This window comes from Marinobacter sp. SS13-12, assembly GCF_030227115.1.
GTDB lineage: Bacteria > Pseudomonadota > Gammaproteobacteria > Pseudomonadales > Oleiphilaceae > Marinobacter.
The window spans coordinates 2,498,002-2,523,778 of sequence record NZ_JASSUA010000001.1; the positions used below are offsets into that span (position 1 = coordinate 2,498,002).

The window sequence follows — 25,777 nt, forward strand, 5'->3', positions numbered from 1 at the left end:
TATCGCGAGCACTGGGAGCTGTATTTTCGGTAAATACCGGCAATATGGCCAGGGCTGCCCCTGACCATTCAAAGGGGCAGCAGGGAGCGATAGCCATCAACATCTTCAGATTTTCGGCCCGCACAGGAAGTGGGCTGCGCCATGACCGGGATACCGAGTTGTTGCGCGCGGAGCTGTTCAGCATTGAGCAACTGAAGCGCCATGCGGTCACCCTGGCAGGACAGCATCAAATCGATCCAGGCCTGGGGGCGGACAGATTGCTGCCGCGTCTGGCGGACAATGCCCGCGTTTTGCTGGAGGCCTACGACGTCGTCACAGCGGCGGTTACGGCAGGGCAACGGATCGTGCCAACCGAAGCCTGGCTGCTTGACAACTTCTATCTGATCGAACAGCAGATGGGCCTGGCGCGGCGCCATCTTCCGCGTGGGTACAGCCGGCAGCTGCCGCGCCTGGCCGATGGCCAATCGGCCGGTTTTCCCCGCATTTACGACCTGGCGCTGGAGCTGATCTCCCACATGGATGGTCGGGTCGACAGCGACAATGTCACCCAGTTCGTCGCCGCCTACCAGACCGCACAATACCTGCAACTGGGCGAGCTGTGGGCCTTCCCCATCATGCTGAAGCTGGCGCTGCTGGAAAACCTGCGACGCGTCGGCGTAAGCATCGCGCAGCGGCGCGAAGAGCGCGACGCCGCCATCAGGTGGGCGGACCGCATGCTTGACGCGGCGGAAAGTGAACCCAAGCAGTTGATCCAGTTGCTGGCCGAGTTTGCCCATGCCGACGTACCACTGACCGCGTCGTTTGTGGAAGAGTTTTACGACCGGCTCCAGGCGCAGGGGCCCGCCATGGCCTTCGTGCAAACCTGGGTCGAACAGAAATTGCTCGAGCAGGGTACCACCGCAACAAAATTGTCGGAGGCGGCCGGGCGGACCGCCGCGGCCAACCAGATATCCATCGCCAACAGCATTGGCAGCCTTCGCTTCATAGGCGCCATGGACTGGAAGCATTACGTCGAGTCGCTCAGTGTCGTTGAAAAGACCCTGTGCGAAGACCCGTCAGGCATGCACGCCCGCCAGGATTTCGCCACCCGCGACCGCTACCGGCATGTTATCGAAGACGTGGCGCGGGGCAGCGGTGGTGACGAAGCGGCGGTAGCACGGGAAGCCATTGTTCTCGCGCAGACGGCTGCCGCGCAACGAGGCGGGCAAGACCGCAGCGCGCATGTCGGCTACTATCTGATCGATCGGGGACGCCCGCCTCTGGAGCGTGCTGTCGGCTGCTGCCCGTCGTTCACAACCCGCGTGAAAAGGGCGAGCCGGCCTGTCCGCCTGCCACTCTACCTCGGCCTTATCCTGGTTCTGACGCTGCTCACGACGGCAGGCGTGCTTTATACGCTTGATGGGCTCGCACCCACTGACTGGCGCTACTGGTTCATTGCAATCACTGCCATGATCAGCGCCTCTGCACTGGCGGTCGCGCTGGTAAACCTCGCGGTCACGCTGTTGTTGCCACCGCGTGTATTGCCACGAATGGATTTTTCACAGGGTATTCCCGACGTTCACCGCACCCTGGTGGTGGTTCCCACGTTACTGGGCAGTCGGCGGGAGGTCGATCATTTGATCGAAGCCCTGGAGATACGCTATCTCGGCAATCGCGACCCGAATCTGTACTTCGCCCTGCTGACAGATTTCCCCGATGCGCCCGAGCAAACCCTGCCGCAAGACGCGGCTTTGATCGCGTACACGCGCGCAGCGGTCGAAGCACTTAACGAAACCTACCGCGATGACCGTCCCTGCATTTTCTATCTTTTTCACCGGCCGCGAGTGTGGAACCCGTTCGAGCGGGTGTGGATGGGCTACGAGCGCAAGCGCGGCAAGCTCGAGCAGTTCAACGCCCGGCTCCGGGGCGGGGCGGACACCGCTTTCTCGGACATCGTCGGCGATCAGTCCATCCTTGCCTCGATCCAGTACGTCATCACCCTGGACACCGATACGCAATTGCCCCGCGACGCAGCGCACACTCTGGTCGGCAACCTGGCGCATCCACTCAACCGGCCGATTTACGACGACGCCAGCGAGCGTATTGTAGAAGGTTATGCGATCTTGCAACCGCGCGCCTCGATCAGCCTGACCAGCGCTGGCCAGTCTCGATTTTCCAGACTTTTCGGGGGTGACTCGGGCATCGACCCCTACACGCGCGAAGTGTCGGATGTCTACCAGGATCTGTTCGGGGAAGGCTCGTTCATCGGAAAGGGCATCTACGATGTCGATGCGTTTCGTCAGGCCGTTGATGGACGCTTTCCGGAGAATCTCATCCTCAGTCACGATCTGCTGGAAAGCGGCTACGCGCGTTCGGGTCTGGTGACCGATGTCGACCTCATTGAGGAGCAACCGGCCAGTATTGCCACCGAGTCCAGCCGGCGCCACCGATGGATTCGCGGCGATTGGCAGCTTGCTGGTTGGCTGCTGCCACGCGTGCCGGGACCACCTGACGTCATTGGCGCGAGATCATCGCGGCAGGCGAATCCGCTGTCAGCGCTGTCGCTGTGGAAGATTTTCGACAACCTGCGACGTAGCCTGGTGGCGCCGGCGCTCCTTGCTCTTCTGGTAGGGGGGTGGCTTGTTGGTCCGGGCCCCGTGTGGGTGTGGACGGTGCTGGTTGTGGCGGTGGTGTTCCTTCCGCCCACGCTGTCCACCCTGATCGAGCTGATCCGCAAGCCCGAAGAATCTGAATGGTTGCTGCACCTGAGCCTGACCGGAAAATCCGCCGGCCGTCCAATCGCGCTTGCCCTCCTGACCCTGGTCTTCTTGCCCTATGACACACGAATTGTCCTGGGAGCGATCTGGCGCTCGGGCGCGCGCATGCCGTTCACGCGCCGTGGCCTGTTGATATGGCAGTTGCCCGGCTACGCACGCCGCAATGCCTGCAGGTCGCTGACTGACTTTATCCGGGAAATGTGGGTCGCACCGGTTATCGCACTGGGGGTGGGCGTGGCCCTGGTTCTGGCGGGGAGCACATTGGCGGCGGGGCTGGTCGCAGGCCCCATCCTGCTGCTGTGGCTGGTGTCGCCCGTCGTCGGCTGGTGGATCAGCCGGCCGCTGGTCGCCGCCAGTCCGGGCTTAAGCATGGAGCAACAAGTCTTTCTGCGCGCTGCGGCCCGTCGCACCTGGCGCTATTTTGCGGATTTCGTCGGCCCGGACGACAACTGGCTGCCGCCTGACAATTTCCAGGTCTATCCTGCGCCGACCATCGCGTCGCGAACCTCACCCACCAACATCGGCATGTCGCTGCTGGCCGACCTGGCAGCGGTCGATTTCGGTTATCTCACGGTGGGGGAGTGTCTGCACCGTATCGACAATACGCTCAGCACAATGGAAAAGCTGGAACGCTACCGTGGCCATTTCTACAACTGGTACGACACCCGAACGCTGCAGCCGCTTCACCCACGATACGTCTCTTCAGTAGACAGCGGCAACCTGGCCGGCAGCCTTCTTACCCTGCAGGCAGGGCTGGCCGAGCTGAAAGACCAGCCGGTGCTGTCGCTCAGCGCGCTGCAGGGCTTGCAGGACACCCTGCAGGTGTTGGCCGAACAGCTGCCTGCCTCACCGGCCCCCGAACTGGCGGAACACATCGGCGCGCTGCAAGACACCCTGCGCGACCTCACACGTGAGGGACAGCCGCTGACGCTGGCTGCCGCCGTCAGCGCGCTGGACCAGATTCTTCGCACCGACAAAGCGCTGTTTTCCTGGTTGCCGGCGGATGTCGACATTGATGGCGAACTGGTTTACTGGGCGCGGGCGTTCGACCAGCAATTCCGTTCGCTTCGCGATGAACTCGGAAGTCTGGTGCCCAAGTCGTGGCAGGGCAGTGCGCTTCCGACCCGGATGGAGCTGGTCGCTACAGATAGCCGCACCGGTGGCGCCGGCGCTAAGGCACAACTCGATCTCATCGATGACCTGATGAATCGTTGCCAGGATCTGGCAGTCATGGATTTCGAATTTCTCTACGATGCCGAACGCGGTCTCCTGACCATCGGCTACGACGTCAGTGAACGCCGTCGCGATCCTGCCTGCTACGACCTTCTGGCTTCGGAAGCTCGCCTGGCCAGCTTCCTGCTTATCGCTCAGGGACAGGTGCCGCAGAAGCACTGGTTCACGCTCGGCCGTCTGCTGACCAGTCACGGTGGTGACGTCAGCCTGATTTCGTGGAGCGGCTCGATGTTCGAATACCTGATGCCTCAGCTGATAATGCCCAGCTACGCCAGTACCCTGCTGGAGCAGACCTGCAAGGCTGCCGTGTCGCGCCAGATCGAATACGGCCGCCAACGCGCGGTGCCCTGGGGTATTTCCGAGTCCTGCTATAATGCCACCGACTTCGATCAGGTATACCAGTACCGGGCCTTCGGGGTGCCTGGCCTCGGCCTCAAGCGTGGGCTGGGCGACGACATTGTGATCGCACCTTACGCCAGCGCGCTGGCACTGACGGTGATGCCGCGGGAAGCCTGCCGCAATCTGCAGGCGCTGGCTGATCTGGATTTCCTCGCCGCCTACGGCTTCTACGAGGCGATCGACTACACGCCCACCCGTGTCCCCCGGGGCAAGCCGCACGCCATCGTGCAGACTTTCATGGCCCACCACCAGGGCATGAGTTTACTGGCCTTTGCCCATGTCTTGCTCAACCAGCCAATGCAGCGCCGCTTCATGTCAGACCCGCTCGCGCGGGCAACCGAATTGCTGCTGCAGGAACGGGTGCCGAAGCGAGGCGACACCCTGCATCCGCACGCGGCCGAAGCCAGCGCAGCGGCCCGCCCGCCCAGCGCAGAAGCCGGCGCAACCATGCGCGTGTTCACCGACACCGCAACCCGGCTCCCCGAAGTTCACCTGCTGTCGAACGGCCGTTATCACGTGATGGCGACCCATGCGGGCGGCAGCACCAGCCGCTGGGGTGACCTCGCGGTTACCCGCTGGCGCGAGGACGCCACTTCCGACAACTGGGGCACATTTATCTACCTGCGTGACCGCGACAGCGGAACATACTGGTCGACGGCTCATCAGCCGACCCTGCGCCCGGCTGATCACTACGAAGCGATCTTTGTGCAGGGCCGCGCGGAATACCGGCGGCGTGACCATGCGATTGAAGCGCACACCGAGCTCAGCGTGTCACCGGAAGACGATGTTGAAATCCGTCGCGTAAAGCTCACTAACCAGTCGTCCCACACCCGCCACATTGAAGTGACAAGCTTTGCAGAAGTGGTTCTGGCGCCGCTGAGTGCAGACCTGGCCCATCGCTCGTTCAGCAATCTGTTCGTGCAGACCGAAATCCTGCCCGGGCGGCGGGCTATTCTCTGCACCAGGCGCCCCCGTACACCAGGCGAGCAGGTGCCCTGGATGTTTCACTTGTTGGCCACTCCCGGCTCGGTCGCCGACGAGCCATCCTGTGAAACCGACCGGGCCCGTTTTCTCGGGCGGGGCCGCACGGTAGCCAATCCGATAGTGATGGACAACGAAGACCGCGCATCAACCTTGTCGAACACACAGGGGGCGGTGCTTGACCCCTGTGTGGCAATCCGCAGCATGCTGACCCTGACGCCGGATGAATCGGCAAGGGTTCAGATCATTTCCGGTGTTGCTGACACGCGCGAGGCAGCATTGATGCTGCTAGAGAAATACTGCGACCGCCACTTCGTCGAGCGCGCGTTCGAGATGGCCTGGTTCCAGAGCCAGGAGGTGCTGCGGCATCTTAACGCGACCGAAGCAGATGCCCAGAAATTTGGCCGCCTGGCCAACTCTGTCATTTACGGCAATGCCCTGCGCCGTGCGGCGCCCGATATCATCGCCCGCAATCAGTTGGGGCAGTCAGGATTGTGGCGCTTTGCCATCTCGGGGGATCTGCCCATTGTCCTGCTGTTCATCGGCGACCTCAATCGCATCGAACTGGTCAAGCAGGTGGTGCAGGCGCACGCCTATTGGCGAATGAAGGGACTGGCCGCCGATCTGGTGATCGTCAACGAAGGTTTCTCCGGCTATCGGGCGGAGCTGCAGGATCTGATCATGGGGCTGATCAACGCGGGACCCGAAGCGCAGGTAATTGATAAACCGGGCGGGATCTTCGTGCGGCGCGCCGAAGAGCTTTCCGAGGATGAACGTGTGCTGTTACAGACTGTGTCCCGCATCGTCTTCAGCGACACCGCCGAGACCCTGATCGAGCAGGTCGATCGCCGCGTATCGTCAGAACGCCCATCAGACCTGTTGAAGCCTTCGCAGCAGGCGGGCACCGAAACGGTTTATCCGCTGGAGCCGCGCGAGCTGATTTTCGGCAATGGTGTGGGCGGCTTCACCCCCGATGGACACGAATACGTCGTCACTCTCGAACCCGGACAGACCACGCCGGCGCCCTGGGCTAACGTCATTGCCAGCCCTCACATTGGCACTGTCGTCAGTGAGAGCGGCAGTGCCTACACGTGGGTGGAAAATGCGCATGAATTCCGCCTCACCCCCTGGTACAACGACCCGATCTCCGACAGCAGCGGAGAGGCATTCTACATCCGGGACGAAGAAACCGGCGCGTTCTGGTCGCCGACGCCGCTGCCCGCCAGTGGCCGCTCTGGCTACGTTTGCCGACACGGCTTCGGCTACAGCGTGTTCGAGCACTTTGAGGCCGACATCGCCTCGGAGCTCTGCACCTACGTCGCCATGGATGCGCCGGTCAAATTCGTAGTGGTCAAGATGCGCAACGAGTCGAAGCGTGTGCGCAGCCTGTCGCTCACCGGGTTCTGGGAACTGGTGCTCGGCGAGTGGCGGCATGCCAATCAGATGCACATTGTCACCGAAATCGACCTGCACACCGGCGCGCTGTTCGCCCGCAATGCCTACGGTCGCGAATGTGCCAATCGGGTGGTGTTCGCTCAGATCAGCGAGCGCGAGCGGACGGTGAGCGGCAACCGCACCGAGTTTATCGGCCGTAACGGTGCGCTGGCCAGTCCGGCGGCGATGCGCCGGAAGCGGCTGTCGGGCAGGACCGGCGCCGGCCTCGATCCGTGCGCTGCGATCCAGACCCGGATTGAACTCGACCCCGGCCAGGAATACGAAATCGTGTTGGTGTTCGGTGCGGCGGGCAACGCCGATGAGGCCCGCCATCTCGTCCAGCAATTCGGCGGCCAGGCGGGCGCGCGGCAAGCGCTGGAATCGGTATGGGAATACTGGAACCACACCCTGGGAGCGGTCAATGTCGACACGCCGGACCCGGCGCTGAACGTGTTGGCCAATGGATGGCTGGTTTACCAGACCCTGTCGTGCAGGTTGTGGGGGCGCAGCGGTTACTATCAGTCCGGCGGTGCCTTTGGTTTCCGTGACCAGCTGCAGGACACCATGGCGTTGATCCACGCAGCACCATGGCTTGCCCGCGAGCAGCTGGTCCGGCACGCCGGGCGCCAGTTCCTCAAGGGCGATGTGCAACACTGGTGGCATCCACCGAGCGGGCAGGGCGTGCGTACCCATTTTTCCGACGACTACCTTTGGCTACCCTATGCTACCTGCCGCTATGTGCGGGCGACCGGCGATACCGGCGTGCTCGACGAGCCGATCCACTTCCTGGAAGGACGTGAACTGTATGCGGAGGAGGAGGCTTACTACGACCAGCCGCAACGATCTCCTGAAGCGGCCAGCCTTTACGAGCACTGCGTGCGCGCGCTCAAATACGGCCTGCGCTTCGGCACCCACCATTTGCCGCTGATGGGCTGCGGCGACTGGAACGACGGCATGAATCTCGTGGGCAATGACGGCCGCGGCGAGAGTGTGTGGCTGGCCTGGTTCCTGGTCGAAAATCTTGAGTTGTTTGCCGGCCTGGCGCGCGACTGCAATGATGAAGGTTTTGCCGAGCTGTGCAGTGCCCAGGCGACAGAACTGCGCAGCAATATAGAGGCCCAGGCCTGGGATGGTGCCTGGTATCGGCGCGCTTATTTTGACGACGGTACCCCCCTGGGTTCAACCAGTAACGACGAATGCCAGATTGATTCGATCAGCCAGAGCTGGGCGGTGATCTCGAAAAGCGGCGACGCGAAACGGGCACGTCAGGCGATGATGGCGGTGGACCAGCGCCTGGTAAGGCGTGACAAGCAGATCATCCAGCTGCTCGACCCGCCCTTTGACAAATCCGACCTGGAGCCCGGCTACATCAAGGGCTACATTCCCGGCGTGCGCGAGAACGGCGGCCAATACACCCATGCCGCAATCTGGACCACAATGGCGTTTGCCATGCTGGGTGACACCGAGCGAGCGTGGGAACTGTTCGCCATGCTCAATCCTGTGAACCACGGCAGCACGCCTGAATCCATCGAACACTACAAGGTTGAGCCCTACGTCATGTGCGCGGACATCTACGGCGTGTCGCCACACACCGGCCGCGGAGGCTGGACCTGGTACACCGGGGCGGCGGGTTGGATGTACCGGCTGACCACCGAAACCCTGCTGGGGTTGCAGCTGGAAGCGGACTATCTCCGCATTGCGCCCTGTGTCCCGGCCGATTGGGATGGTTACAAAATTCACTATCGCTACAGAAACACCATCTACCACATCACCGTCAGGCGGGTCGGAGAAGGATCGGGGCAGGTAACCCGCATGACGGTGGATGGTAATGTGAATCCGGATGCGCGCATTCCGCTGATTGACGACCGCAGGGAGCACTTTGTGGAGGCGGAGCTGGGCGGCGTGTGATCTGCGGCGTCAGTGCTGTTGTCCGATGCTGGGGTTGAACGGTTTATTCGTTCCCCTTCTCGTCGTCATTGACTTCGCCCAGCACGGTGCCTTTCTTGTCGCCATGCTTCCTGGCGTTGTCACTGGATTTTTCTGACTCGGGACGTGCCTTCCTGTCATGCTTCTCGGTATCGTCCTTCTCGGCATCGTCATTGACCTCTCCTAACACGGTTTCGGACTCGTCGTCAGGATTCCCGCTTTTGTCCCTGGTCTCGTTTGCATGACCTTCAGTCTGGTTCCTGTTCATGAGTTGCTCTCCTGATAGCTGTTCCGTTCGGGTTCTGCCTCTTGCCCTGAACTCATAGAGATGCAGGGTAAGGTTCCCAAATTACTTGAAGCTCAAGGTCAGGTCTGTGCGTTGTCTAACTTAGCGGATTTAAGCGACCTGTGTGCGCTTCCGCACAGACTGCTGGCCGGTCAGTCAATGATTCTGAGGATGTGGGTTCGCGCCGGTTGACTGCCGTAGTATCCGTCGCGCCACAGTCCGCGCCAGGTACGTATTGGCGCACTACAGATATGCAATCTGAACAATGAAAGCAAGGAGCTTCCCATGATCAGAGCCAACACTGCGGCAATCACCTTCTGTATTCTCGGTGCACTGCCCCTGGCAGTAGCCGCACAGTCCCCGGATTTCGGCCCCCAAGAGGGCGAACGGGAATTCTCGCTCTCCGGCACAGGCAGTAGCGACCGGGATTTCAACAGCAGCAACATCGGGCTAACCGGCGATCTTGGTTGGTATCTGCGGGACAACCTGGTTGCCGGTGTCCGGCAAAGTCTCAATTACGCTGATATTGAAGGCGAAGGGGTTACGGATGATTTCTGGAACGGCTCAACCCGTGGCTACCTCAACCATCATTTCCTTGAAGATCGTACGCGGCCCTTCGTCGGTGCCAGCCTCGGCGGAATCTACGGGGACGGTGTCAAGGACAGCGCCTTCGCCGGTCTGGAAACGGGCGTAAAGTACTACGTTCGGTCAAAGACCTTTATCCTCGGGCGCGTTGAGTATCAGTTCCTGTTCAGCGACAGCGATGAGGTGACTGATGCGTTCCAGGATGACGGGATCTGGGCCTATACGGTGGGTCTTGGTTACCACTTCTGAACCACGTCAAAGCGCTGGTTTGAAGAGATGGGTGTCGGGGCCATCGGCAAGTTGACTGCCCTTGGCGCCACGCCCGTAGAGTCGCTGTATGCCGCGCAAATCTCCGGGTTGTAGCCCGGGGAAAGCTTCGGTGTAGCGAAACCCCATCACCTGCCCGGATGGACCTGGATGGTCCAGACCGATGGCGTGGCCGATTTCATGAATCAGCGTATAGCGGATGTCGTAGACTTCCTTGTCGCCACCGAACCCGACCTTCCACTTCTGCTCGGGGTTGAGGCACACCAGCGACTTTTCGATGGCGCGCACACCTTCTTTCTCATCGGGCGCGTAGGCTACGTTGGCAAATGCCCGCCGGCGCGGCTGACCTTGGGCACCGAGAACAATATCCGCATCCCGGGCATCGGCAACCCGGTGGAATGAAAGATCAGCAGCACGTTCCCAAACCTGAAAGGCCGCTGCTGTCTCGCGCTCCAGCGTCTCGAAGGGAAGATCCTGCCCGGAGAGCGCTTTCATTGGCGCCAGGATGCCACAGTTGCGCGCATCATCGAACCGCATTGTTTCGTCAGCGAAGGCATAGCTTATGCTCGCCCCCGCCCCCAGTATCTGCTCGCCCCATTTGACCTTGTAGCCGTCCAGCTCAAGCAGGCGATACCCGTCTTTTTTATCCCCGGCAAGCAATGGCAGCGACAGTGGCAGAAAGGCAGCCACTATCAGCGCTTTTATAAACTGTCCGCACCACAAGGGGCGTTCCCACGGTATCAATACTCGATTCATGGCGAGAGAGTACTGACAACCTCAGGAGATGTCGGTTGTAATTTGGTAAGAGAATGTTTACCGGAAAACGATTATCCCAGACGTGCAAAGGCAAAAAGCCCGGACAACGAATGCATAACGGAGCCGGGTGACCAGGGCAGGTCCGGTACTTCGCAAGGGTTCGGTACCGAACAGACAGGTCACATCAGCGATATGAGAATCCATCAAAGACCAGCGATTCGAGCAGCCTCTCGCTTGTCCAAGTTTCTCACCTCCAGAGAAGAACAATGGCTACAAAAAAGAAACCTGCTCGATCGTCGCAAGCCAGAAGTCAGGTCGATGTCGATGTAGTCATAATTAACGACATAGTTGCCAGGCAAGCCGGTGCAAGCGACGACTTCGTCGCCGGGCGGACGTTGCTGAAGATGACAGGCCTTGAAGCAGCCGCGGAGGAAGACCCGGGTGCTCTTTTTGCCGAGACCGCCAAGCAGGCCTCAGGATGTTGAGCCCGGACAAGTTTCGTTTTTTCATCAGCCGGATTAAAGAGCGCTTGTGGGTCAAACCACTGGTGCTTTGTGTGCTTTCTATCGGTGGTATTTATATCGCCAGCCTGGCTGACGATATTGGTCTTTCCAGCATTTTGCCCGAGATAACTCTGAATTCCGTCGAGACCTTGCTGTCCATTATGGCGTCCAGCATGCTGGTTATTGCTACCTTTGCAGTAGGTTCCATGGTCGCCGCCTATGCATCCGCCAGTGCCGGCGCCACCCCTCGGTCCATACCCCTGGTTATAGCGGATGACGTTACCCAGAACGCACTGTCTGCGTTTATCGGCGCCTTTATCTTCAGCATTGTTTCCCTGGTCGCTGTCAAGAATGACTTGTTCGACGCCGCAGGCCGGTTTGCGATCTTCGTGCTTACCCTTCTGGTGTTCGCTATTGTCATCATTACCTTCGTTCGCTGGGTGGATAGACTTGCCCGGTTGGGGCGGGTGGTTAACATCATTGAGAAAGCGGAAACTGCAGCCGGAGATGCATTGGATCGTCGTCGGCATGCACCCACGCTCGGCGCATTGACAGCGTCCCCGGATCTGGCCTCTGGCACAGGTGTTCCCGTTTGTGCTTCATCGGTTGGCTATGTACAGCACATTGATCTGGAGAAGTTACAATCCTGCGCTGAAGCGCAGGATTGCCGTGTGATAGTGACAGCGTTGCCAGGCACCTTTGTCACTGTACGCAGGGCGCTGCTTCGTATTGTGGAGGGTACTGAAGGACGCGAAGCGTTCAATTCAGATGCCTTTTCCAGCGCCTTTACGATCAGCCCGAACCGAACCTTCGAAGATGATCCCCGTTTCGGGCTTATTGCCTTGTCCGAGATCGCTGACAAGGCGCTGTCGCCTGGCATCAATGACCCGGGAACCGCGATCAATGTCATTGGTACGCTGGTACGGCTGTTTACCCTTTGGCAATCTCCGCTTGAAAAGGACAGATTGCGGGAGATCACCTATGACCGTGTATCGGTTCCGGAGCTGGTAGTCGACGACCTGTTCGACGATGCGTTTACGGCAATTGCCCGTGACGGTGCGGCCATGGTTGAGGTTTCCATCCGACTGCAAAAAGCATTTTATGCGTTGGCCGAAACAGATGACCCTGCGATGGTTGCTACCGCCAAAAAACATTCACGGATGGCACTGGCACGCTCGGAGCAAGCCATGGTGGTTCAGGACGATATCGATGCCGTGCGCAGGACTGCTGCGTTTTCAGCCCTGTAGATTCAGAACGGATACCTGTCCGTTTTTTCGGGCGTATCGTAGAAATACATCCGGCGGCCCATGGAAAGGGCAGGGGCTTTCGCCCCTGCCGCTCAATCATTCCACCCTGATGTTAGAAGGTGGTGCTGGCTTTCAGTTGTCCTGCTTTTCAAAACCCGGCGCTGACTCAAGCTCTTCACGAGTGACGTCAACCCGCAGGTCCCGATCATCAGCATTGCTTGACATCTGTACTTTATCCCAGGAAATGGCGACATGTTTCTCGCCCATACCCAGGAAGCCGCCAACACTGACTACAACCGCCACGACCTTGCCATCCTGGTCAATAATCAGGTCACCGATCTCACCCACGCTCTCGTCACCGCTGGTTTTAAGATCAGTACCGATCAAGTCGCTCGCCTGCATGCCGTTAGGCGGAGCAGCGCCCAGGTAACTCTGGTTTTTCATGCCAGACTGGTCGCTTTGAGCAGTCTTGTTGCTGGACTCCATGGTGTCCTGGTTTTGCTGAGAGCTCTGCTTTTCGCGGTCAGCATCCTGGCCCATGCTCTGCTCACCCAAATCTTCATTCTCGCTACTGGCTTGTGCGGCGAGCACGGTACCGGAACCCAGGGTGATGGCCGGAGCGACCAATGCATAAAAGGCGAGTGAATGTAGCTTTTTCATAGAATTCTCCTTCGAATCAATTGTGTTAGGCGGACGAAACATCCTGTCCAACCGCTTCATCACAGCTTCTCTCCCTGGCGTCACTGCCCTGAAGGAGACTGAATCGCCATAACCTATGGAATTCAGGATGAAGTCCCACAATACGCCCAAAGAATTGGTCAGTCGGTTCGCTGACGCACCAAAATGCAACGACAAAGACCGAATACTGGTTTGATCGGCAGCTGCTTTGCGCGCTTGTACGTGACTGGCAGTCAGGAGAAAATCACCCCCGACACAAAACAGGCAGGAAATCATGACGGGCAGTTCAGAAGACGAAGCGTGGATGAATAGGGCCCTGCAATTGGCGGGGCAGGCTGCGACCGCCGGAGAAGTTCCGGTTGGGGCTGTGGTGGTGCTTGACGGTAAGGAAATCGGCGCTGGGTTCAACGCCCCGATCAGCGGCTGTGACCCTACTGCCCACGCCGAAATCCGGGCGCTGCGGGATGCCGCCAGCCGCGTGGGAAATTACCGGTTGCCGGGTGCGACGCTTTACGTCACCCTTGAGCCTTGTACTATGTGCGTCGGCGCTGTCGTACACAGTCGCGTCAGCCGTCTTGTTTATGGTGCGGCCGAGCCGAAAGCCGGTGCAGTGGAATCGGCCCGACGAACGCTGGAAGAAGATCATCTGAACTGGCGTGTGGAATCCGTCGGCGGCGTTCGGGCAAGGCAGTGCAGTGGTATCATCAGTGATTTTTTCGCACGGCGGCGGGCCGATAGTCGCCGCCGGAGGCAATTGTTTTCAGGGAAGGAGTGATTACCGATCATGAAAGTTCTGGTAACCGGCGGAGCCGGCTATATAGGCAGTCACGTAGTCAGGCAGTTGGGCGAAGCCGGCCACGACATCGTCGTTTTCGATAACCTGTCCACCGGATATCGCTGGGCTGTCACCTGTGGTGAGCTGGTGGTGGGTGATCTGGCAGACGAAGTGGCCGTCGCCGAGCTGTTCGGCCAGCATCGCTTCGAAGCCGTTCTGCATTTCGCGGCCAATATCGTCGTGCCGGAGTCGGTTGAAAACCCTCTCAAGTACTACAGCAACAATACCCGTAACACGCTGAACCTGCTGAAAGCGGTTGAGCAGCACCAGATTCCTTACATGGTGTTTTCATCCACCGCGGCGGTCTATGGCATGCCGGAAGAAACCGTACTGACGGAAGATCTCCCCCTGGCGCCGATCAATCCCTATGGCGCATCCAAAATGATGAGCGAACGGATGATCATGGATCTGGCGGCTGCATCGTCATTGAATTACGTTATTCTGCGCTATTTTAACGTGGCCGGAGCCAATCCTGAGGGATTGCTGGGCCAGGCAACGCCTGAGGCCACCCATCTGATCAAGGTGGCCTGCGAGTGTGTGACCGGCAAGCGTGATGGCATGAGTGTGTTCGGCACCGATTACGACACCCGCGACGGCACCTGCATCCGCGATTACATCCACGTGGAAGACCTGGCCAAGGCTCACGTGATGGCGTTGGATTACATGGCAAATGGCGGCGAGTCGCGGGTACTGAACTGCGGTTACGGGCGTGGATTTACCGTGCGTGAAGTCATCGACGTGGTCAAACGCAAGTCAGGCAACGACTTCCCCGTGAAGGAAACGGGCCGTCGGGCAGGGGACCCTGCCGCGCTGATGGCTGACAACTCGCGAATCAAAAAAGTACTTGGCTGGCAGCCGGATTACGACGACCTGGATACCATCGTCGGCACGGCGCTGGCCTGGGAAAAAATCTGGCAGGAAAAACAGGGCTGGCATAGCCCATCTAACGATTGAAACACATTACAGACACCAGGGTTTTAACGGATGAAAATTACGATTTTTGGTACCGGTTACGTTGGGCTTGTTACCGGAGCCTGCCTTGCCGATGTGGGCCATCATGTTCTGTGCATGGACGTGGATCAGGGCAAGATTGAAAAGCTCAAGAATGGCCAGATCCCCATTTACGAACCGGGCCTGGAATCCATCGTAAAGCATACCGTAGAAGCTGGCCGACTGGTATTTACCACAAATGCTGAGGAAGCCGTTGCCCATGGTGTTCTGCAATTCATTGCGGTGGGGACGCCACCCGATGAGGACGGTTCCGCCGACCTTCAGTACGTGACCGCCGTCGCCAGGTCCATTGGCCAGTATATGGACGATTACAAGGTAGTGGTGGACAAGTCCACTGTTCCGGTGGGTACCGGTGACAAGGTCAAGGCCGCCGTGCGGGCGGGACTGGACAAGCGTGGTCTTGAACTGGAATTCGATGTGGTATCCAACCCGGAATTCCTCAAGGAAGGCGCGGCCATCAACGATTTCATGAAGCCTGACCGCATCATCATCGGTACCGACAGTGAGCGTGCCATGGAGCTGCTCCACGAGGTTTACTACCCGTTCAATCGCAGTCACGATCGCATGATCTTCATGGATATTCGCTCCGCGGAGCTGACCAAGTACGCCGCCAACTCCATGTTGGCCACAAAGATCAGCTTCATGAACGAGATTGCCAACCTGGCGGAACGGCTCGGGGCGGACATCGAGAACGTTCGTCGTGGTATCGGCTCTGACCCTCGCATTGGCTATCACTTTATCTATCCCGGTTGTGGTTACGGCGGTTCCTGTTTCCCGAAAGATGTTCAGGCCCTGGCCCGCACTGCGAGGGACTGTGATTACGAGTCCCGGCTGCTGAATGCGGTTGAAGCCGTGAACAATGCCCAGAAACATGTCCTGTTTGACAAGATCAGCCACTATTTCAACGGCAATCTCAAGGGCAAGGTGGTCGCTCTCTGGGGTCTCGCTTTCAAGCCCAATACCGATGATATGCGCGAGGCGGCCTCCCGCGCCCTGATGCAGGATCTGTGGAATGCCGGTGCCCGTGTCCACGCCTTCGATCCTGAGGCGATGGAAGAGACCCAGCGGATCTTTGGTGATCAGCCTGGTCTGACCCTTTGCGGTACCAAGGAGCAGGCGCTGAAGGGAGCCGACGTGCTGGCAATCTGTACCGAGTGGAAGGAATTCCGTTCGCCGGACTTCGAGGCAATTGCAGCGACTCTTAAAGAGCCTGTCGTGTTCGATGGCCGCAACCTGTACGAGCCGGAAATGCTGGAGCGCCATGGCATGATCTATTACGCCATTGGCCGCGGCCGGAACCAGTTCCACGGAGACTGATATGGTTGACAGGAAAGGGCCAGGGCAGTCGTTTGTGCTTCATGAGCGTCTGGAGGCGGACACTGTCAGCCTCGGGCGAAGCCGGTTGTGTGAAATCCGGCTGATGAATGACAGTAACTGGCCCTGGGTGCTGCTGGTGCCCCGTGTTGCGGATGTCCGGGAGATCTATCAACTGACGTGGGAGCAGCAACAGCAGCTGCTGGCGGAGTCCTCCCTGCTGGGAGAGGGCATGATGGAATTGTTTGGCGGCGACAAGCTGAACGTCGCCGCTCTGGGCAACATGGTGCCGCAACTCCACCTGCACCACATCGTGCGCCATGAAGGTGACCCGGCCTGGCCCGGGCCGGTATGGGGCAAATTGCCTCCCGAGCCCTACAGCGAGGAGGCTTTGGCGGAATTAGCGAAGCGAATGAAACCCCTGTTGGACAGGCTGTCCCGAGCGGGCGCCTGATTGCTCCCGCCGGTGGGCCAGGTAGCCTAGGATTTGGACTTGTGCCGGGCGATGGTTCGCGAACCCACCAGCACCATTCTGAGTTCGGTTTTCAGTTTTACTTTCAGTGCTTCCTTCTCTGACGTCGTAGCATCCAGCGCGTCAGCGCCCTGATTGAATACCAGGGTGACCATGGCTTCGGCCACCAGTTTCGGATCCGACAGCGGTTTCTTCTGCTCGTCTGCAATCCGCGCCAGGTCCGCCGCCAGTTCCGTCACGAAGTGGTCGATTTCAGCCCTGATAGCGGTGCGAAAGGATTTCGACACCCCGGTGCTTTCCCGCAACATCAGGCGCAGCAGGTTGGAGTTGTCGCCCAGATACTCCATGAACGTGTCCACCGATGTACTGATGGCACTGCCATTTCGCGCAATCCGCTTGCGGGCCTGGCGCATCAGCTGGCGCAATGCAACGCCACCTTCATCCACCAGGGCCAGCCCCAGTTCATCCAGTTCGGCGAAGTGCCGGTAGAAGGAAGTGGGCGCTATGCCGGCCTCTCGCGCCACTTCCCGCAGGCTCAGGCTGCCGAAACCCCGGTCTGCGCTCAACTGGGCGAGGGCGGCATCCATCAGGGCGCGGCGGGTGCGGAGTTTCTGTTCGGCTCGGGCTGACAAGGGCTGCTCCAAAGGCTGTTAAATCGGGTCAGTGTAGCGATGAAACGTTTTACCGTCACCCAATGTGTCGGAAGCCTGATTTTCACCGCCATTGTGTTTATAATGGGCCGCTTTTGCAGTAGGGTCCGCCAAAACCATTTTTGCAAACTTTTACGCACACATCAGATACAACGGGAACCGGTATGCGCAGTCATTATTGCGGTGGAATCAACGAATCTCACATTGATCAGGAAGTCACACTTTGCGGTTGGGTTCACCGTCGCCGCGACCACGGTGGGGTCATCTTTCTGGACCTTCGTGACCGGGATGGCATTTCCCAGGTGGTGTTTGACCCGGATACCCCCGAGAGTTTCAATCTGGCGGAGAAAGTCCGCAGTGAATTTGTCATTCAGGTGACCGGCCGTGTGCGCCGGCGTCCCGCTGGTACCGAAAACGCCAACATGCCCACCGGGCAAGTGGAATTGCTGGGCAAGCAGTTGTCCATCCTTAACGCCGCAGCAACGCCGCCATTCCCGCTGGATGAGCACGTGGACGTGGGTGAAGACGTTCGCCTCAAGTACCGTTTTGTGGACCTGCGCCGTCCGGAAATGCTCAACCGCCTGCGTTTCCGCTCCCGCGTGACCAGCTACATCCGTAACTTCCTGGACAGCAATGGCTTCATGGATGTGGAAACCCCGATCCTGACCCGCGCTACTCCGGAAGGCGCCCGTGACTACCTGGTGCCGAGCCGCACCCACGAAGGATCCTTCTTTGCGCTGCCGCAGTCGCCGCAGCTGTTCAAACAGTTGCTGATGGTGTCCGGTATTGATCGTTACTACCAGATCGCCAAGTGTTTCCGCGACGAGGATCTTCGCGCCGACCGCCAGCCGGAATTTACCCAGATCGATGTGGAAGCCTCGTTTATCGACGAGGAAACACTGATGACCCTGAACGAGAGCATGATTCGTTCCTTGTTCAAGGATGTGCTGGAAGTGGAACTGCCTGAATTTCCCCGCATGCCATACTCCGAGGCCATGCAGCGGTACGGCAGTGACAAGCCGGACCTGCGTATCCCACTGGAACTGGTGGATGTGGGTGATCTGGTTGCCGGTGTGGACTTCAAGGTGTTTGCCGGTCCGGCTAACGATCCCAAAGGGCGCGTGGCTGCCCTGCGTGTCCCGAAAGGCGGGGAGCTGACGCGCAAGCAGATCGATGACTACACGAAGTTTGTTGGCATCTATGGTGCCAAGGGCCTTGCCTACATCAAGGTCAACGACCTGTCCAAGGGTGTCGAAGGCCTGCAGTCACCAATTATCAAGTTCCTGGGCGACGATGTTGCCCTGGCCGTGATCGAACGCGCTGGTGCCGAGGATGGCGACATCGTGTTCTTTGGCGCGGACAAGACCAACGTGGTTAACGAGGCCCTGGGCGCGCTGCGTATCAAGGTTGGCCACGACCTGAAGATGCTGACCTCCGAGTGGGCGCCATTGTGGGTGGTGGACTTCCCGATGTTCGAGGAAACACCGGACGGCGGCCTGACCGCTATCCACCATCCGTTTACGGCACCCTCCTGTTCCGCAGAGGAGCTGGAATCCTCCCCGGCGACAGCGTTGTCCCGGGCCTACGACATGGTTTTGAACGGTACTGAACTCGGCGGTGGTTCCATCCGTATTCACGACGAGAAAATGCAGGAGAGCGTATTCCGCACCCTGGGTATCGGCGATGAGGAAGCCCGCGCCAAGTTCGGGTTTCTGCTGGATGCCCTCAAATACGGCTGTCCTCCCCACGGTGGCCTGGCCTTCGGCCTGGACCGCCTGATCATGCTGATGACCGGTGCCAGCTCCATCCGTGACGTGATTGCCTTCCCGAAAACCCAGAGTGCCACCTGTCTGATGACCCAGGCGCCCGGGGAAGTCGACGACAAGCAGTTGCGTGAACTGCATATTCGCCGCCGCAAGCCGGTAGCCAAGGATGGACAGGGTAACGAAGCCACGTCAGGAAACGCTTAAACCGGCTCAGGATGCAACGTGTCTATAATCATGGGGGTCGACCCCGGCTCACGCACCACTGGATACGGCATCATCCGGGCCGAAGGCCGGGTGATTGAGTACATTGACAGCGGTTGCATCCGGGTTGGCGAGAAACCCATGGCGGAACGTCTGCAAACCATTTTCCACAGCCTGGCAACGCTGATAGGTGAGTACCGGCCGGGGGAGTTTGCCATCGAGCAGGTGTTCATGGCCCGTAACCCGGATTCGGCGCTGAAGCTGGGGCAGGCCAGGGGAGCGGCGATTGTTGCCGCCGCCAATAGTGGCCTGGAGGTGCACGAATACTCTGCCCGCCAGGTCAAACAGGCCGTGGTAGGCAAGGGCGGAGCCGACAAGGCCCAGGTACAGCACATGGTTCAGGTACTTCTGGCCTTGTCCCGCAAACCCCAGGAGGATGCCGCCGATGCACTGGGTATTGCGCTCTGCCACGCCCACATGAGCCAGAGCATGGCGCGGCTGGCTACCGGGGGCGGCGGCAAGGTGCGTAATAACAGGGTCAGAAGGCAATAACAGACTCATTGAAGTCGAGATTGAATTCGAGATTGAATTCGAGGGAGAAACCCGTTGATTGGTCGTATCCGAGGCATCCTGATCGAGAAATCCCCTGCCCAGGCATTGGTAGAATGTGCCGGGCTGGGCTACGAAGTCGATATTCCCTACACCACGTTTTTTAACCTGCCTGAAACCGGTGATGAGCTGGTTCTCCATACCCATTTTGTGGTCCGCGAAGACGCCCAGAGCCTTTATGGCTTTTCTTCCCGACTTGACCGGGACCTGTTTCGCCTTTTGATCAAGGTGAATGGGGTGGGCCCCAAGCTCGCGGCAGGGATTCTCTCGGGGCTGGATGCCAACCAGTTTATCCGTTGTGTTGAAGCCCGCGACGCCAATGCGCTGGTCAAGCTTCCGGGGGTTGGCAAGAAAACCGCCGAACGGCTGCTTATTGAAATGACGGATCGTATAGGGCAACTTGAAGGTCAGTTTACGCCCGGGTCGCCGAATGCGACAGTCAGCACCGGTGCATCGGGTGCCGGGGGCGCAATGGGTCATCATCCGGCGGAAGAGGCGGAGGCTGCCCTGATCGCCCTTGGCTACAAGCCCCAGGAAGCAACAAAGGCTATCAGCAAGGTGGCTGAAGATGGCATGTCGAGCCAGGAGCTGATTCGGCTGGCGCTGCGTAATATGATTCCAGCCAGTTAACGGTCCGTCTTTCAGGGCGTTGTGGCGCGTATTGTGTAGAGAGCGTAACGTGACAGCAAAAGAACGGTTTGTACAATTGGGTCACCATTAACCCGAGACGAGTGTACAGACATGTTGTTGATTCCCTCTGAGCGGGTAGTTCAATGATCGAATCGGATCGCCTGATTTCATCCCAGGCCGGACAATACGAGGAAGTTCAGGACCGTGCTATCCGCCCCGGCGTGCTGGCGGATTATGTCGGCCAGCCCGCTGTGCGGGAACAGATGGAAATTTTCATCTCCGCAGCACGTGGGCGGCAGGAAGCCCTGGACCACGTGCTTATCTTCGGGCCTCCTGGCCTGGGCAAGACCACTCTCGCCAATATCATCGCCAATGAAATGGGCGTATCCATCAAGACTACATCCGGGCCGGTGCTGGAGAAAGCCGGCGACCTGGCGGCAATGCTCACCAATCTGGAAGAAGGCGATGTGCTCTTTATAGACGAGATTCATCGCCTCAGCGCCGCCGTGGAAGAAGTTCTGTATCCGGCCATGGAAGACTACCAGCTGGACATCATGATCGGGGAGGGCCCGGCGGCACGCTCCATCAAGCTGGACCTGCCGCCATTTACCCTGGTGGGCGCGACCACCCGGGCCGGGCTGCTGACATCACCGCTGCGGGATCGCTTTGGTATCGTCCAGCGTCTGGAGTTCTACAACACGAAGGATCTGACCGACATCATCCTTCGATCCGCACGCCTGTCATCCGTCACCATCGACAACAACGGCGCCTACGAAATCGCCCGTCGTTCCCGGGGCACACCCCGTATTGCCAACCGTCTGCTGAGACGAGTGCGTGACTTTGCCGAGGTAAAGGCGGATGGTTGCATCAGTGAATCCATTGCCGATCAGGCCCTGAACATGCTGAAAGTGGATGCCCTGGGTTTTGATCACATGGACCGACGCTTACTGCTGGCGATGATTGAAAAGTTTGACGGTGGCCCGGTGGGCGTTGAAAGCCTGGCGGCAGCTATCAGCGAGGAGCGGGGTACCATTGAAGATGTGCTCGAGCCGTTCCTGATTCAGCAGGGGTATATGCTGCGCACGCCCCGGGGTCGAATGGTGACCTCCAGTGCGTATCAACATTTTGGCGTGGTGCCGTCCGGGCCGGAGGGGGAGGACCTCTTTGACTGATCGTTACGAGCCATCGTCCGGCCTGCCGGTCAGAGTCTATATTGAAGACACAGATGCCGGTGGCATTGTGTACCATGCCAAATACCTGCACTACATGGAGCGTGCCCGAACCGAGTGGGTGCGAAGCCGGGGTGTCGGCCTGCGGGCAGGGCTGGCGGATAATGTCAGTTATGTGGTCCAGCGTCTGTCCATTCATTACGGGGCGCCGGCGAAGCTGGACGATGAGTTACGGGTGACTGCAGAGCCGGTGGCATTCGGCCGGGTCTGGATGGATTTTCGTCAGCTGGTAGTTAGGGTTCCGGATGAGGCTGTGCTGGCGTCTGCGGATGTTCGCGTGGCCTGTATCGCTCTGGATTCCGGCCGGCCCCGGCGGCTACCCGAAAATATGCTGGAATTGCTGGAAAACGACCGGAAAACCAATTCACAAGTGGAATAATCCAGGAGTAAAAGGTGGAGTCAGAAGTTTCTGTTTGGTATCTCATCGCCAATGCCGGGGTGCTGGTTCAGCTGGTCATGCTGTTGCTTGCCCTGGCTTCCATTGTCTCCTGGGCGCTTATTTTCCAGCGCCTTCAGGTGTTCCGCAAGGCAAAGCAGGCGCAGAATGCCTTTGAGGAGCGTTTCTGGTCCGGCATGGACCTGGGGCAGCTGTACCGTGAAGTGAACAGCGACCCCACGCCGTTTTCCGGCATGGAATCCCTGTTCCGTGCAGGCTTCAAGGAGTTCTCGCGCCTGCGCCAGCAAAGCCGTGATGCCGATGCCGTTATGGAAGGCACTCAGCGGGCCATGCGTGTAGCGTTCTCCCGGGAACAGGAAAGGCTGGAATTGCACCTGCCATTCCTGGCAACGGTAGGTTCCACCAGTCCCTATGTGGGTCTGTTTGGTACCGTCTGGGGCATCATGAATTCTTTCCGCGGGCTGGCACAGGTGCAACAGGCCACGCTGGCAACGGTCGCACCGGGTATTTCCGAAGCATTGATCGCCACGGCCATGGGCCTGTTCGCGGCGATTCCCGCGGTTATCGCTTACAACCGGTTCTCGTCAATCTCGGACGCATTGCTGAAGAACTACGAAACCTTTGCCGAGGAGTTTTCCAGCATTCTCCATCGCCGGGTACACAGCAGCGAGCAAACAGCTACGTGATGAGCGTCGTCGTTAACAGGCAGACCTTCGGGAGTACAGGAACATGAAAGGCATGGGAATGATGCCGGCACACCGCCGCAAGCCGATGTCGGAGATTAACGTCGTGCCCTACATCGACGTGATGCTGGTGCTGCTGATCATCTTCATGGTGACAGCGCCAATGCTGACGCAGGGTGTCAAGGTGGATTTGCCGGAAACAACCTCCGAGCCAATCCAGTCCGACAAGAACGTGGAATCCATTGTGGTGTCGGTTGACAGCAATGGCGCGTATTTCATGGATGTAGGCGACGAAAGCAGCGATCCGATGTCGCTGGGCGATGTACGGGAGCGAATCTCCAAGATCCTGTCCCAGCGTACCGACCGCGAAGTTCTGGTGCGCGGTGACGAGCATGTGGAATACGGTACGGTGGTTCGCCTGATGTCCCAGTTGCAGGCGGCGGGCGCCACCAATGTGGGTCTGATTACCGAAGCACCAACCAACGATGAGTGAGCACAGGGCAGGCAGGTTTTTGTGAGAGGTCATGAGCGTGATGTAATCAGTACGGGGCAGCCACCCTGGAAGTCGCCTGTCGCACTGTCCATCCTGATGCATGGGCTGGTTCTGGGGGTGGCATTGGCGGGCTGGTCCTGGTCTGTTCCCAGGGATGACCCGCAGCCGCCCAGTATCTCTGCGCGACTGGTCACCCAGAACGAACCCGAGCCCAGCCCTGTCACAGAACCGGTAGACCAGCCTGACCGGGACGAAGAGCGGCGGCAGGAGGAGCAGGAGAAACAGCGGCAGGAAGAGGCTGAGCGACAGAAAGCCGAGGAAGAGGAGCGTGCCCGCCAGGAGGTGCGTCGCATCCAGCAGGAAAAGGAACGCGAGCAGGAACGTCAGCGTCAGGAGGAAGAGGCGCAGCGCGAGCGGGAGCAGCAGCGTAAGGCGGAGGAAGAAGCCGCCCGCCAGAAAGCCGAGGCAGAAGCGAAGGAACGTGAACGCCAGAAAGCCGAGGAAGAGAAGCGCCGCCAGGAAGAAGCTGCCCGCAAGGCCGCCGAAGAAAAACGGCGGGCCGAAGAGCAGCGTAAGCAAGAAGAGGCGGAGCGCAAGGCACGGGAAGAACGGGAACGGTTGGAAGCCGAGCGCAAACGCAAAGAGCGTGAGCGTCGTCTGCAAGAGCAGCAACTGGAAGCCCTGGCGGATCAGGCGCAACAGGAGCGCGCAGCCGAGGAGCGGGAGCGCCGCGAAGCGGCTGCAGCAAAAGCACGCGAAACCCAGATGTTGTCGGAAAGCCAGAAATACCAGGCGTTGATTCGTGAGCGGCTAAGCCAGGCCTGGTATCCACCGTCGTCGGCAACCGAGGAAATGACCGCAAGGTTGCAGATAACCCTGCTACCCACCGGTGAACTTGCGTCGGTAAAGCTTGTCTCCAGCAGTGGTAACACCGCGTTTGATAACTCGGCATTGGGGGCAGTGAAATCGCTGAACCGGTATCCAATTCCGGATGATCGTGACACATTTGAACGCTATTTCCGCCAGTTTACGATTGAGTTCAATCCCCGGCGGTTAAGATAAGGATGATGGGACCACAGATGACGAACCGGACAAGTACAGGCAGACAGCTCTCAGGAGCTGCAGTGACATGGTTGTTGGCGATTGCCGTAATGATCGGAAGCAGCCCGGCCAGTGCCGAATTGCTGATACGGATTACCGAGGGGGCAGACTCTGCCATTCCGGTAGCCGTCGTTCCCTTTTCAGAGACCGGAGTCTTGCCGGCGGGCGACAAGATAAGCAGTATTGTGCAGGACGATCTCTCCATGACTGGTGAATTCCGCCCTCTGCCTGCGGAAAAAATGCTCAGCCTGCCTTCGAAAGGCGAGGACGTGTACTTCCGCGACTGGCGGCTGCTTGGCCAACGCTATGTGTTGGTCGGTCAGTTGACACGCAAGGGCGACAAGGTCGAGGCGCGCTACGAACTGTTCGATGTAAATCGTGAAGAGCGGATCATGGGGGCAACAGCTTCTTCCTCGGTCAACAGCACCCGAAGCCTGGCCCATCACATCAGTGACCGCGTGTACGAAGCCATTACCGGTGTGCCCGGGGCATTTTCCACCAAGCTGGCCTACGTCACGCTGCAACGCTCCGGTAGTGAACCACTGTACCGTCTCCAGGTCAGCGACGTGGATGGCAAGCGGGCGCGGGTACGACTGGAAAGTGATGAGCCCATCCTCTCTCCAGCCTGGTCACCGGATGGGGAGAAACTTGCCTACGTGTCGTTCGAAACCGGCAAGCCGGCTATTTACATTCATGAGCTTTCATCGGGCAATCGCACCCGGATTGCCGACTTCCCCGGCCTGAACTCGGCACCGGCTTTTTCGCCGGATGGCCGCTCAATTCTGCTTACGCTGTCGAAGGATGGCAACGCGGAAATCTACAGGATGGATATTCAGAGCCGTTCATTGAAAAGACTCACCAACCACTGGTCCATTGATACCGAGCCTACCTGGGATCATACCGGGGGGGGGTTCTTCTTTACCTCTGACCGATCCGGCGGGCCCCAGATTTATCATAAGTCCAGCGAGGAAGCGGCGCCCCGCAGGATTACCTTTGGCAGCCGCTACAATGCCCGGCCGCGCGCCGACAATGACGGTAAATACGTCTATTATGTGCATCAGCGGGACAGCTCGTTCCACATAGCCCGGACCGACCTGAGGACGGAGGAAGAGACAATCCTGACTCGCACCGGCTCCGATGAGTCACCCAGTATTTCGCCAAACGGCCGGATGCTGATCTATGCAACAAAGCAGGGCGCCAACAGTGTACTAACTGTAATTGCCGCAGACGGCGGCGCGGCCTATAGTCTGCCGGCCTCGGAGGGTGATGTGCGCGATCCGGCATGGTCGCCGATCGTTCGGTAAAACCGGAACTCCGGACTCAACAGATTCGTTC

The 25,777-nt window shown here is 59.2% G+C and carries 21 protein-coding genes; 17 read left to right on the plus strand and 4 right to left on the minus strand.

Going from position 1 to position 25,777, the window contains the following annotated elements:
• Positions 1-44: 44 nt before the first annotated feature.
• Positions 45-8,711 carry a glycoside hydrolase family 94 protein gene (locus tag QPL94_RS11450; protein ID WP_285357433.1) on the plus strand — a complete coding sequence of 2,889 codons (8,667 nt, stop codon included), beginning with the start codon at positions 45-47 and terminating at the stop codon, positions 8,709-8,711.
• Positions 8,712-8,754: 43 nt separating this feature from the next.
• Here the strand turns inward: QPL94_RS11450 and QPL94_RS11455 are convergent, their stop codons facing one another.
• Positions 8,755-8,997, minus strand: a complete 243-nt coding sequence (locus QPL94_RS11455) for a hypothetical protein (RefSeq protein ID WP_285357435.1) — start codon at positions 8,995-8,997, stop codon at positions 8,755-8,757.
• A gap of 303 nt (positions 8,998-9,300) precedes the next feature.
• Between QPL94_RS11455 and QPL94_RS11460 the strand changes: the two genes are divergently transcribed.
• Positions 9,301-9,849 carry a hypothetical protein gene (locus QPL94_RS11460; RefSeq protein WP_285357436.1) on the plus strand — a complete coding sequence of 183 codons (549 nt, stop codon included), beginning with the start codon at positions 9,301-9,303 and terminating at the stop codon, positions 9,847-9,849.
• 6 nt (positions 9,850-9,855) lie between these two features.
• On the opposite strand, the gene QPL94_RS11465 is transcribed toward QPL94_RS11460, so the two are convergent.
• Positions 9,856-10,623, minus strand: coding sequence for a matrixin family metalloprotease (locus tag QPL94_RS11465; RefSeq protein WP_285357438.1), 768 nt, complete (start codon positions 10,621-10,623; stop codon positions 9,856-9,858).
• A gap of 266 nt (positions 10,624-10,889) precedes the next feature.
• Here QPL94_RS11465 and QPL94_RS11470 point away from each other — a divergent pair, with 266 nt between their 5' ends.
• Positions 10,890-11,108 (plus strand): hypothetical protein, encoded by a 219-nt coding sequence (locus QPL94_RS11470; RefSeq protein ID WP_285357439.1) that lies wholly within the window; start codon positions 10,890-10,892, stop codon positions 11,106-11,108.
• Entirely contained in the window at positions 11,102-12,373 is a 1,272-nt protein-coding gene (locus QPL94_RS11475) for a DUF2254 domain-containing protein (RefSeq protein WP_285357441.1), read from the plus strand. Before QPL94_RS11470 ends, QPL94_RS11475 begins: the two co-directional genes overlap by 7 nt.
• A 132-nt stretch (positions 12,374-12,505) precedes the next feature.
• Here QPL94_RS11475 and QPL94_RS11480 read toward each other — a convergent pair whose 3' ends face one another.
• On the minus strand, positions 12,506-13,033 hold the full coding sequence (locus tag QPL94_RS11480; protein WP_285357443.1) for a PRC-barrel domain-containing protein: 528 nt from the start codon (positions 13,031-13,033) through the stop codon (positions 12,506-12,508).
• Positions 13,034-13,325: 292 nt separating this feature from the next.
• Between QPL94_RS11480 and tadA the strand changes: the two genes are divergently transcribed.
• From tadA to QPL94_RS11500, 4 genes are read left to right on the plus strand one after another with little or no spacing between them, the layout of a single operon-like run.
• Positions 13,326-13,826 (plus strand): tRNA adenosine(34) deaminase TadA, encoded by a 501-nt coding sequence (gene tadA / locus QPL94_RS11485; RefSeq protein WP_285357445.1) that lies wholly within the window; start codon positions 13,326-13,328, stop codon positions 13,824-13,826.
• 9 nt (positions 13,827-13,835) lie between these two features.
• A complete protein-coding gene (galE, locus tag QPL94_RS11490) occupies positions 13,836-14,840 on the plus strand; it encodes a UDP-glucose 4-epimerase GalE (RefSeq protein WP_285357448.1) in 1,005 nt (334 codons plus the stop codon).
• 30 nt (positions 14,841-14,870) lie between these two features.
• A complete protein-coding gene (locus QPL94_RS11495; protein ID WP_285357450.1) occupies positions 14,871-16,214 on the plus strand; it encodes a UDP-glucose dehydrogenase family protein in 1,344 nt (447 codons plus the stop codon).
• 1 nt (position 16,215) lies between these two features.
• Entirely contained in the window at positions 16,216-16,665 is a 450-nt protein-coding gene (locus tag QPL94_RS11500; RefSeq protein ID WP_285357452.1) for an HIT domain-containing protein, read from the plus strand.
• Between the two features lie 26 nt (positions 16,666-16,691).
• Here the strand turns inward: QPL94_RS11500 and fabR are convergent, their stop codons facing one another.
• Positions 16,692-17,315 (minus strand): HTH-type transcriptional repressor FabR, encoded by a 624-nt coding sequence (gene fabR / locus QPL94_RS11505; RefSeq protein ID WP_285357454.1) that lies wholly within the window; start codon positions 17,313-17,315, stop codon positions 16,692-16,694.
• A gap of 182 nt (positions 17,316-17,497) precedes the next feature.
• Between fabR and aspS the strand changes: the two genes are divergently transcribed.
• From aspS to tolB, 9 genes are all read left to right on the plus strand, one after another.
• Positions 17,498-19,303 carry an aspartate--tRNA ligase gene (aspS, locus tag QPL94_RS11510; RefSeq protein WP_285357456.1) on the plus strand — a complete coding sequence of 602 codons (1,806 nt, stop codon included), beginning with the start codon at positions 17,498-17,500 and terminating at the stop codon, positions 19,301-19,303.
• Positions 19,304-19,321: 18 nt separating this feature from the next.
• Positions 19,322-19,852: a crossover junction endodeoxyribonuclease RuvC gene (gene ruvC / locus QPL94_RS11515; protein ID WP_285357458.1), complete on the plus strand. Its 531-nt coding sequence runs from the start codon at positions 19,322-19,324 to the stop codon at positions 19,850-19,852.
• A 54-nt stretch (positions 19,853-19,906) separates the two neighbouring features.
• On the plus strand, positions 19,907-20,539 hold the full coding sequence (gene ruvA / locus QPL94_RS11520) for a Holliday junction branch migration protein RuvA (protein WP_137434717.1): 633 nt from the start codon (positions 19,907-19,909) through the stop codon (positions 20,537-20,539).
• Positions 20,540-20,682: 143 nt separating this feature from the next.
• Positions 20,683-21,711 carry a Holliday junction branch migration DNA helicase RuvB gene (ruvB, locus tag QPL94_RS11525; protein WP_137434716.1) on the plus strand — a complete coding sequence of 343 codons (1,029 nt, stop codon included), beginning with the start codon at positions 20,683-20,685 and terminating at the stop codon, positions 21,709-21,711.
• On the plus strand, positions 21,704-22,147 hold the full coding sequence (locus QPL94_RS11530; RefSeq protein WP_285357461.1) for a YbgC/FadM family acyl-CoA thioesterase: 444 nt from the start codon (positions 21,704-21,706) through the stop codon (positions 22,145-22,147). Before ruvB ends, QPL94_RS11530 begins: the two co-directional genes overlap by 8 nt.
• A 14-nt stretch (positions 22,148-22,161) precedes the next feature.
• The gene (tolQ, locus tag QPL94_RS11535) at positions 22,162-22,851 is read left to right on the plus strand and encodes a protein TolQ (protein ID WP_285357462.1); all 690 of its coding nucleotides are present in this window, start codon (positions 22,162-22,164) and stop codon (positions 22,849-22,851) included.
• Between the two features lie 43 nt (positions 22,852-22,894).
• Positions 22,895-23,341, plus strand: coding sequence for a protein TolR (gene tolR, locus QPL94_RS11540; RefSeq protein ID WP_285357466.1), 447 nt, complete (start codon positions 22,895-22,897; stop codon positions 23,339-23,341).
• Between the two features lie 21 nt (positions 23,342-23,362).
• Positions 23,363-24,403 (plus strand): cell envelope integrity protein TolA, encoded by a 1,041-nt coding sequence (tolA, locus tag QPL94_RS11545; protein WP_285357469.1) that lies wholly within the window; start codon positions 23,363-23,365, stop codon positions 24,401-24,403.
• Between the two features lie 89 nt (positions 24,404-24,492).
• Positions 24,493-25,746, plus strand: coding sequence for a Tol-Pal system beta propeller repeat protein TolB (gene tolB / locus QPL94_RS11550; RefSeq protein ID WP_285357915.1), 1,254 nt, complete (start codon positions 24,493-24,495; stop codon positions 25,744-25,746).
• The last annotated feature ends 31 nt before the right edge of the window (positions 25,747-25,777 follow it).

Coding starts and splice junctions, on each gene's coding strand:
- QPL94_RS11450 (WP_285357433.1), top strand. CDS start 45: ATGGCCAGGGCTGCCCCTGACCATTCAAAGGGGCAGCAGGGAGCGATA.
- QPL94_RS11455 (WP_285357435.1), bottom strand. CDS start 8,997: ATGAACAGGAACCAGACTGAAGGTCATGCAAACGAGACCAGGGACAAA.
- QPL94_RS11460 (WP_285357436.1), top strand. CDS start 9,301: ATGATCAGAGCCAACACTGCGGCAATCACCTTCTGTATTCTCGGTGCA.
- QPL94_RS11465 (WP_285357438.1), bottom strand. CDS start 10,623: ATGAATCGAGTATTGATACCGTGGGAACGCCCCTTGTGGTGCGGACAG.
- QPL94_RS11470 (WP_285357439.1), top strand. CDS start 10,890: ATGGCTACAAAAAAGAAACCTGCTCGATCGTCGCAAGCCAGAAGTCAG.
- QPL94_RS11475 (WP_285357441.1), top strand. CDS start 11,102: ATGTTGAGCCCGGACAAGTTTCGTTTTTTCATCAGCCGGATTAAAGAG.
- QPL94_RS11480 (WP_285357443.1), bottom strand. CDS start 13,033: ATGAAAAAGCTACATTCACTCGCCTTTTATGCATTGGTCGCTCCGGCC.
- tadA (WP_285357445.1), top strand. CDS start 13,326: ATGACGGGCAGTTCAGAAGACGAAGCGTGGATGAATAGGGCCCTGCAA.
- galE (WP_285357448.1), top strand. CDS start 13,836: ATGAAAGTTCTGGTAACCGGCGGAGCCGGCTATATAGGCAGTCACGTA.
- QPL94_RS11495 (WP_285357450.1), top strand. CDS start 14,871: ATGAAAATTACGATTTTTGGTACCGGTTACGTTGGGCTTGTTACCGGA.
- QPL94_RS11500 (WP_285357452.1), top strand. CDS start 16,216: ATGGTTGACAGGAAAGGGCCAGGGCAGTCGTTTGTGCTTCATGAGCGT.
- aspS (WP_285357456.1), top strand. CDS start 17,498: ATGCGCAGTCATTATTGCGGTGGAATCAACGAATCTCACATTGATCAG.
- ruvB (WP_137434716.1), top strand. CDS start 20,683: ATGATCGAATCGGATCGCCTGATTTCATCCCAGGCCGGACAATACGAG.
- tolR (WP_285357466.1), top strand. CDS start 22,895: ATGAAAGGCATGGGAATGATGCCGGCACACCGCCGCAAGCCGATGTCG.
- tolB (WP_285357915.1), top strand. CDS start 24,493: ATGATCGGAAGCAGCCCGGCCAGTGCCGAATTGCTGATACGGATTACC.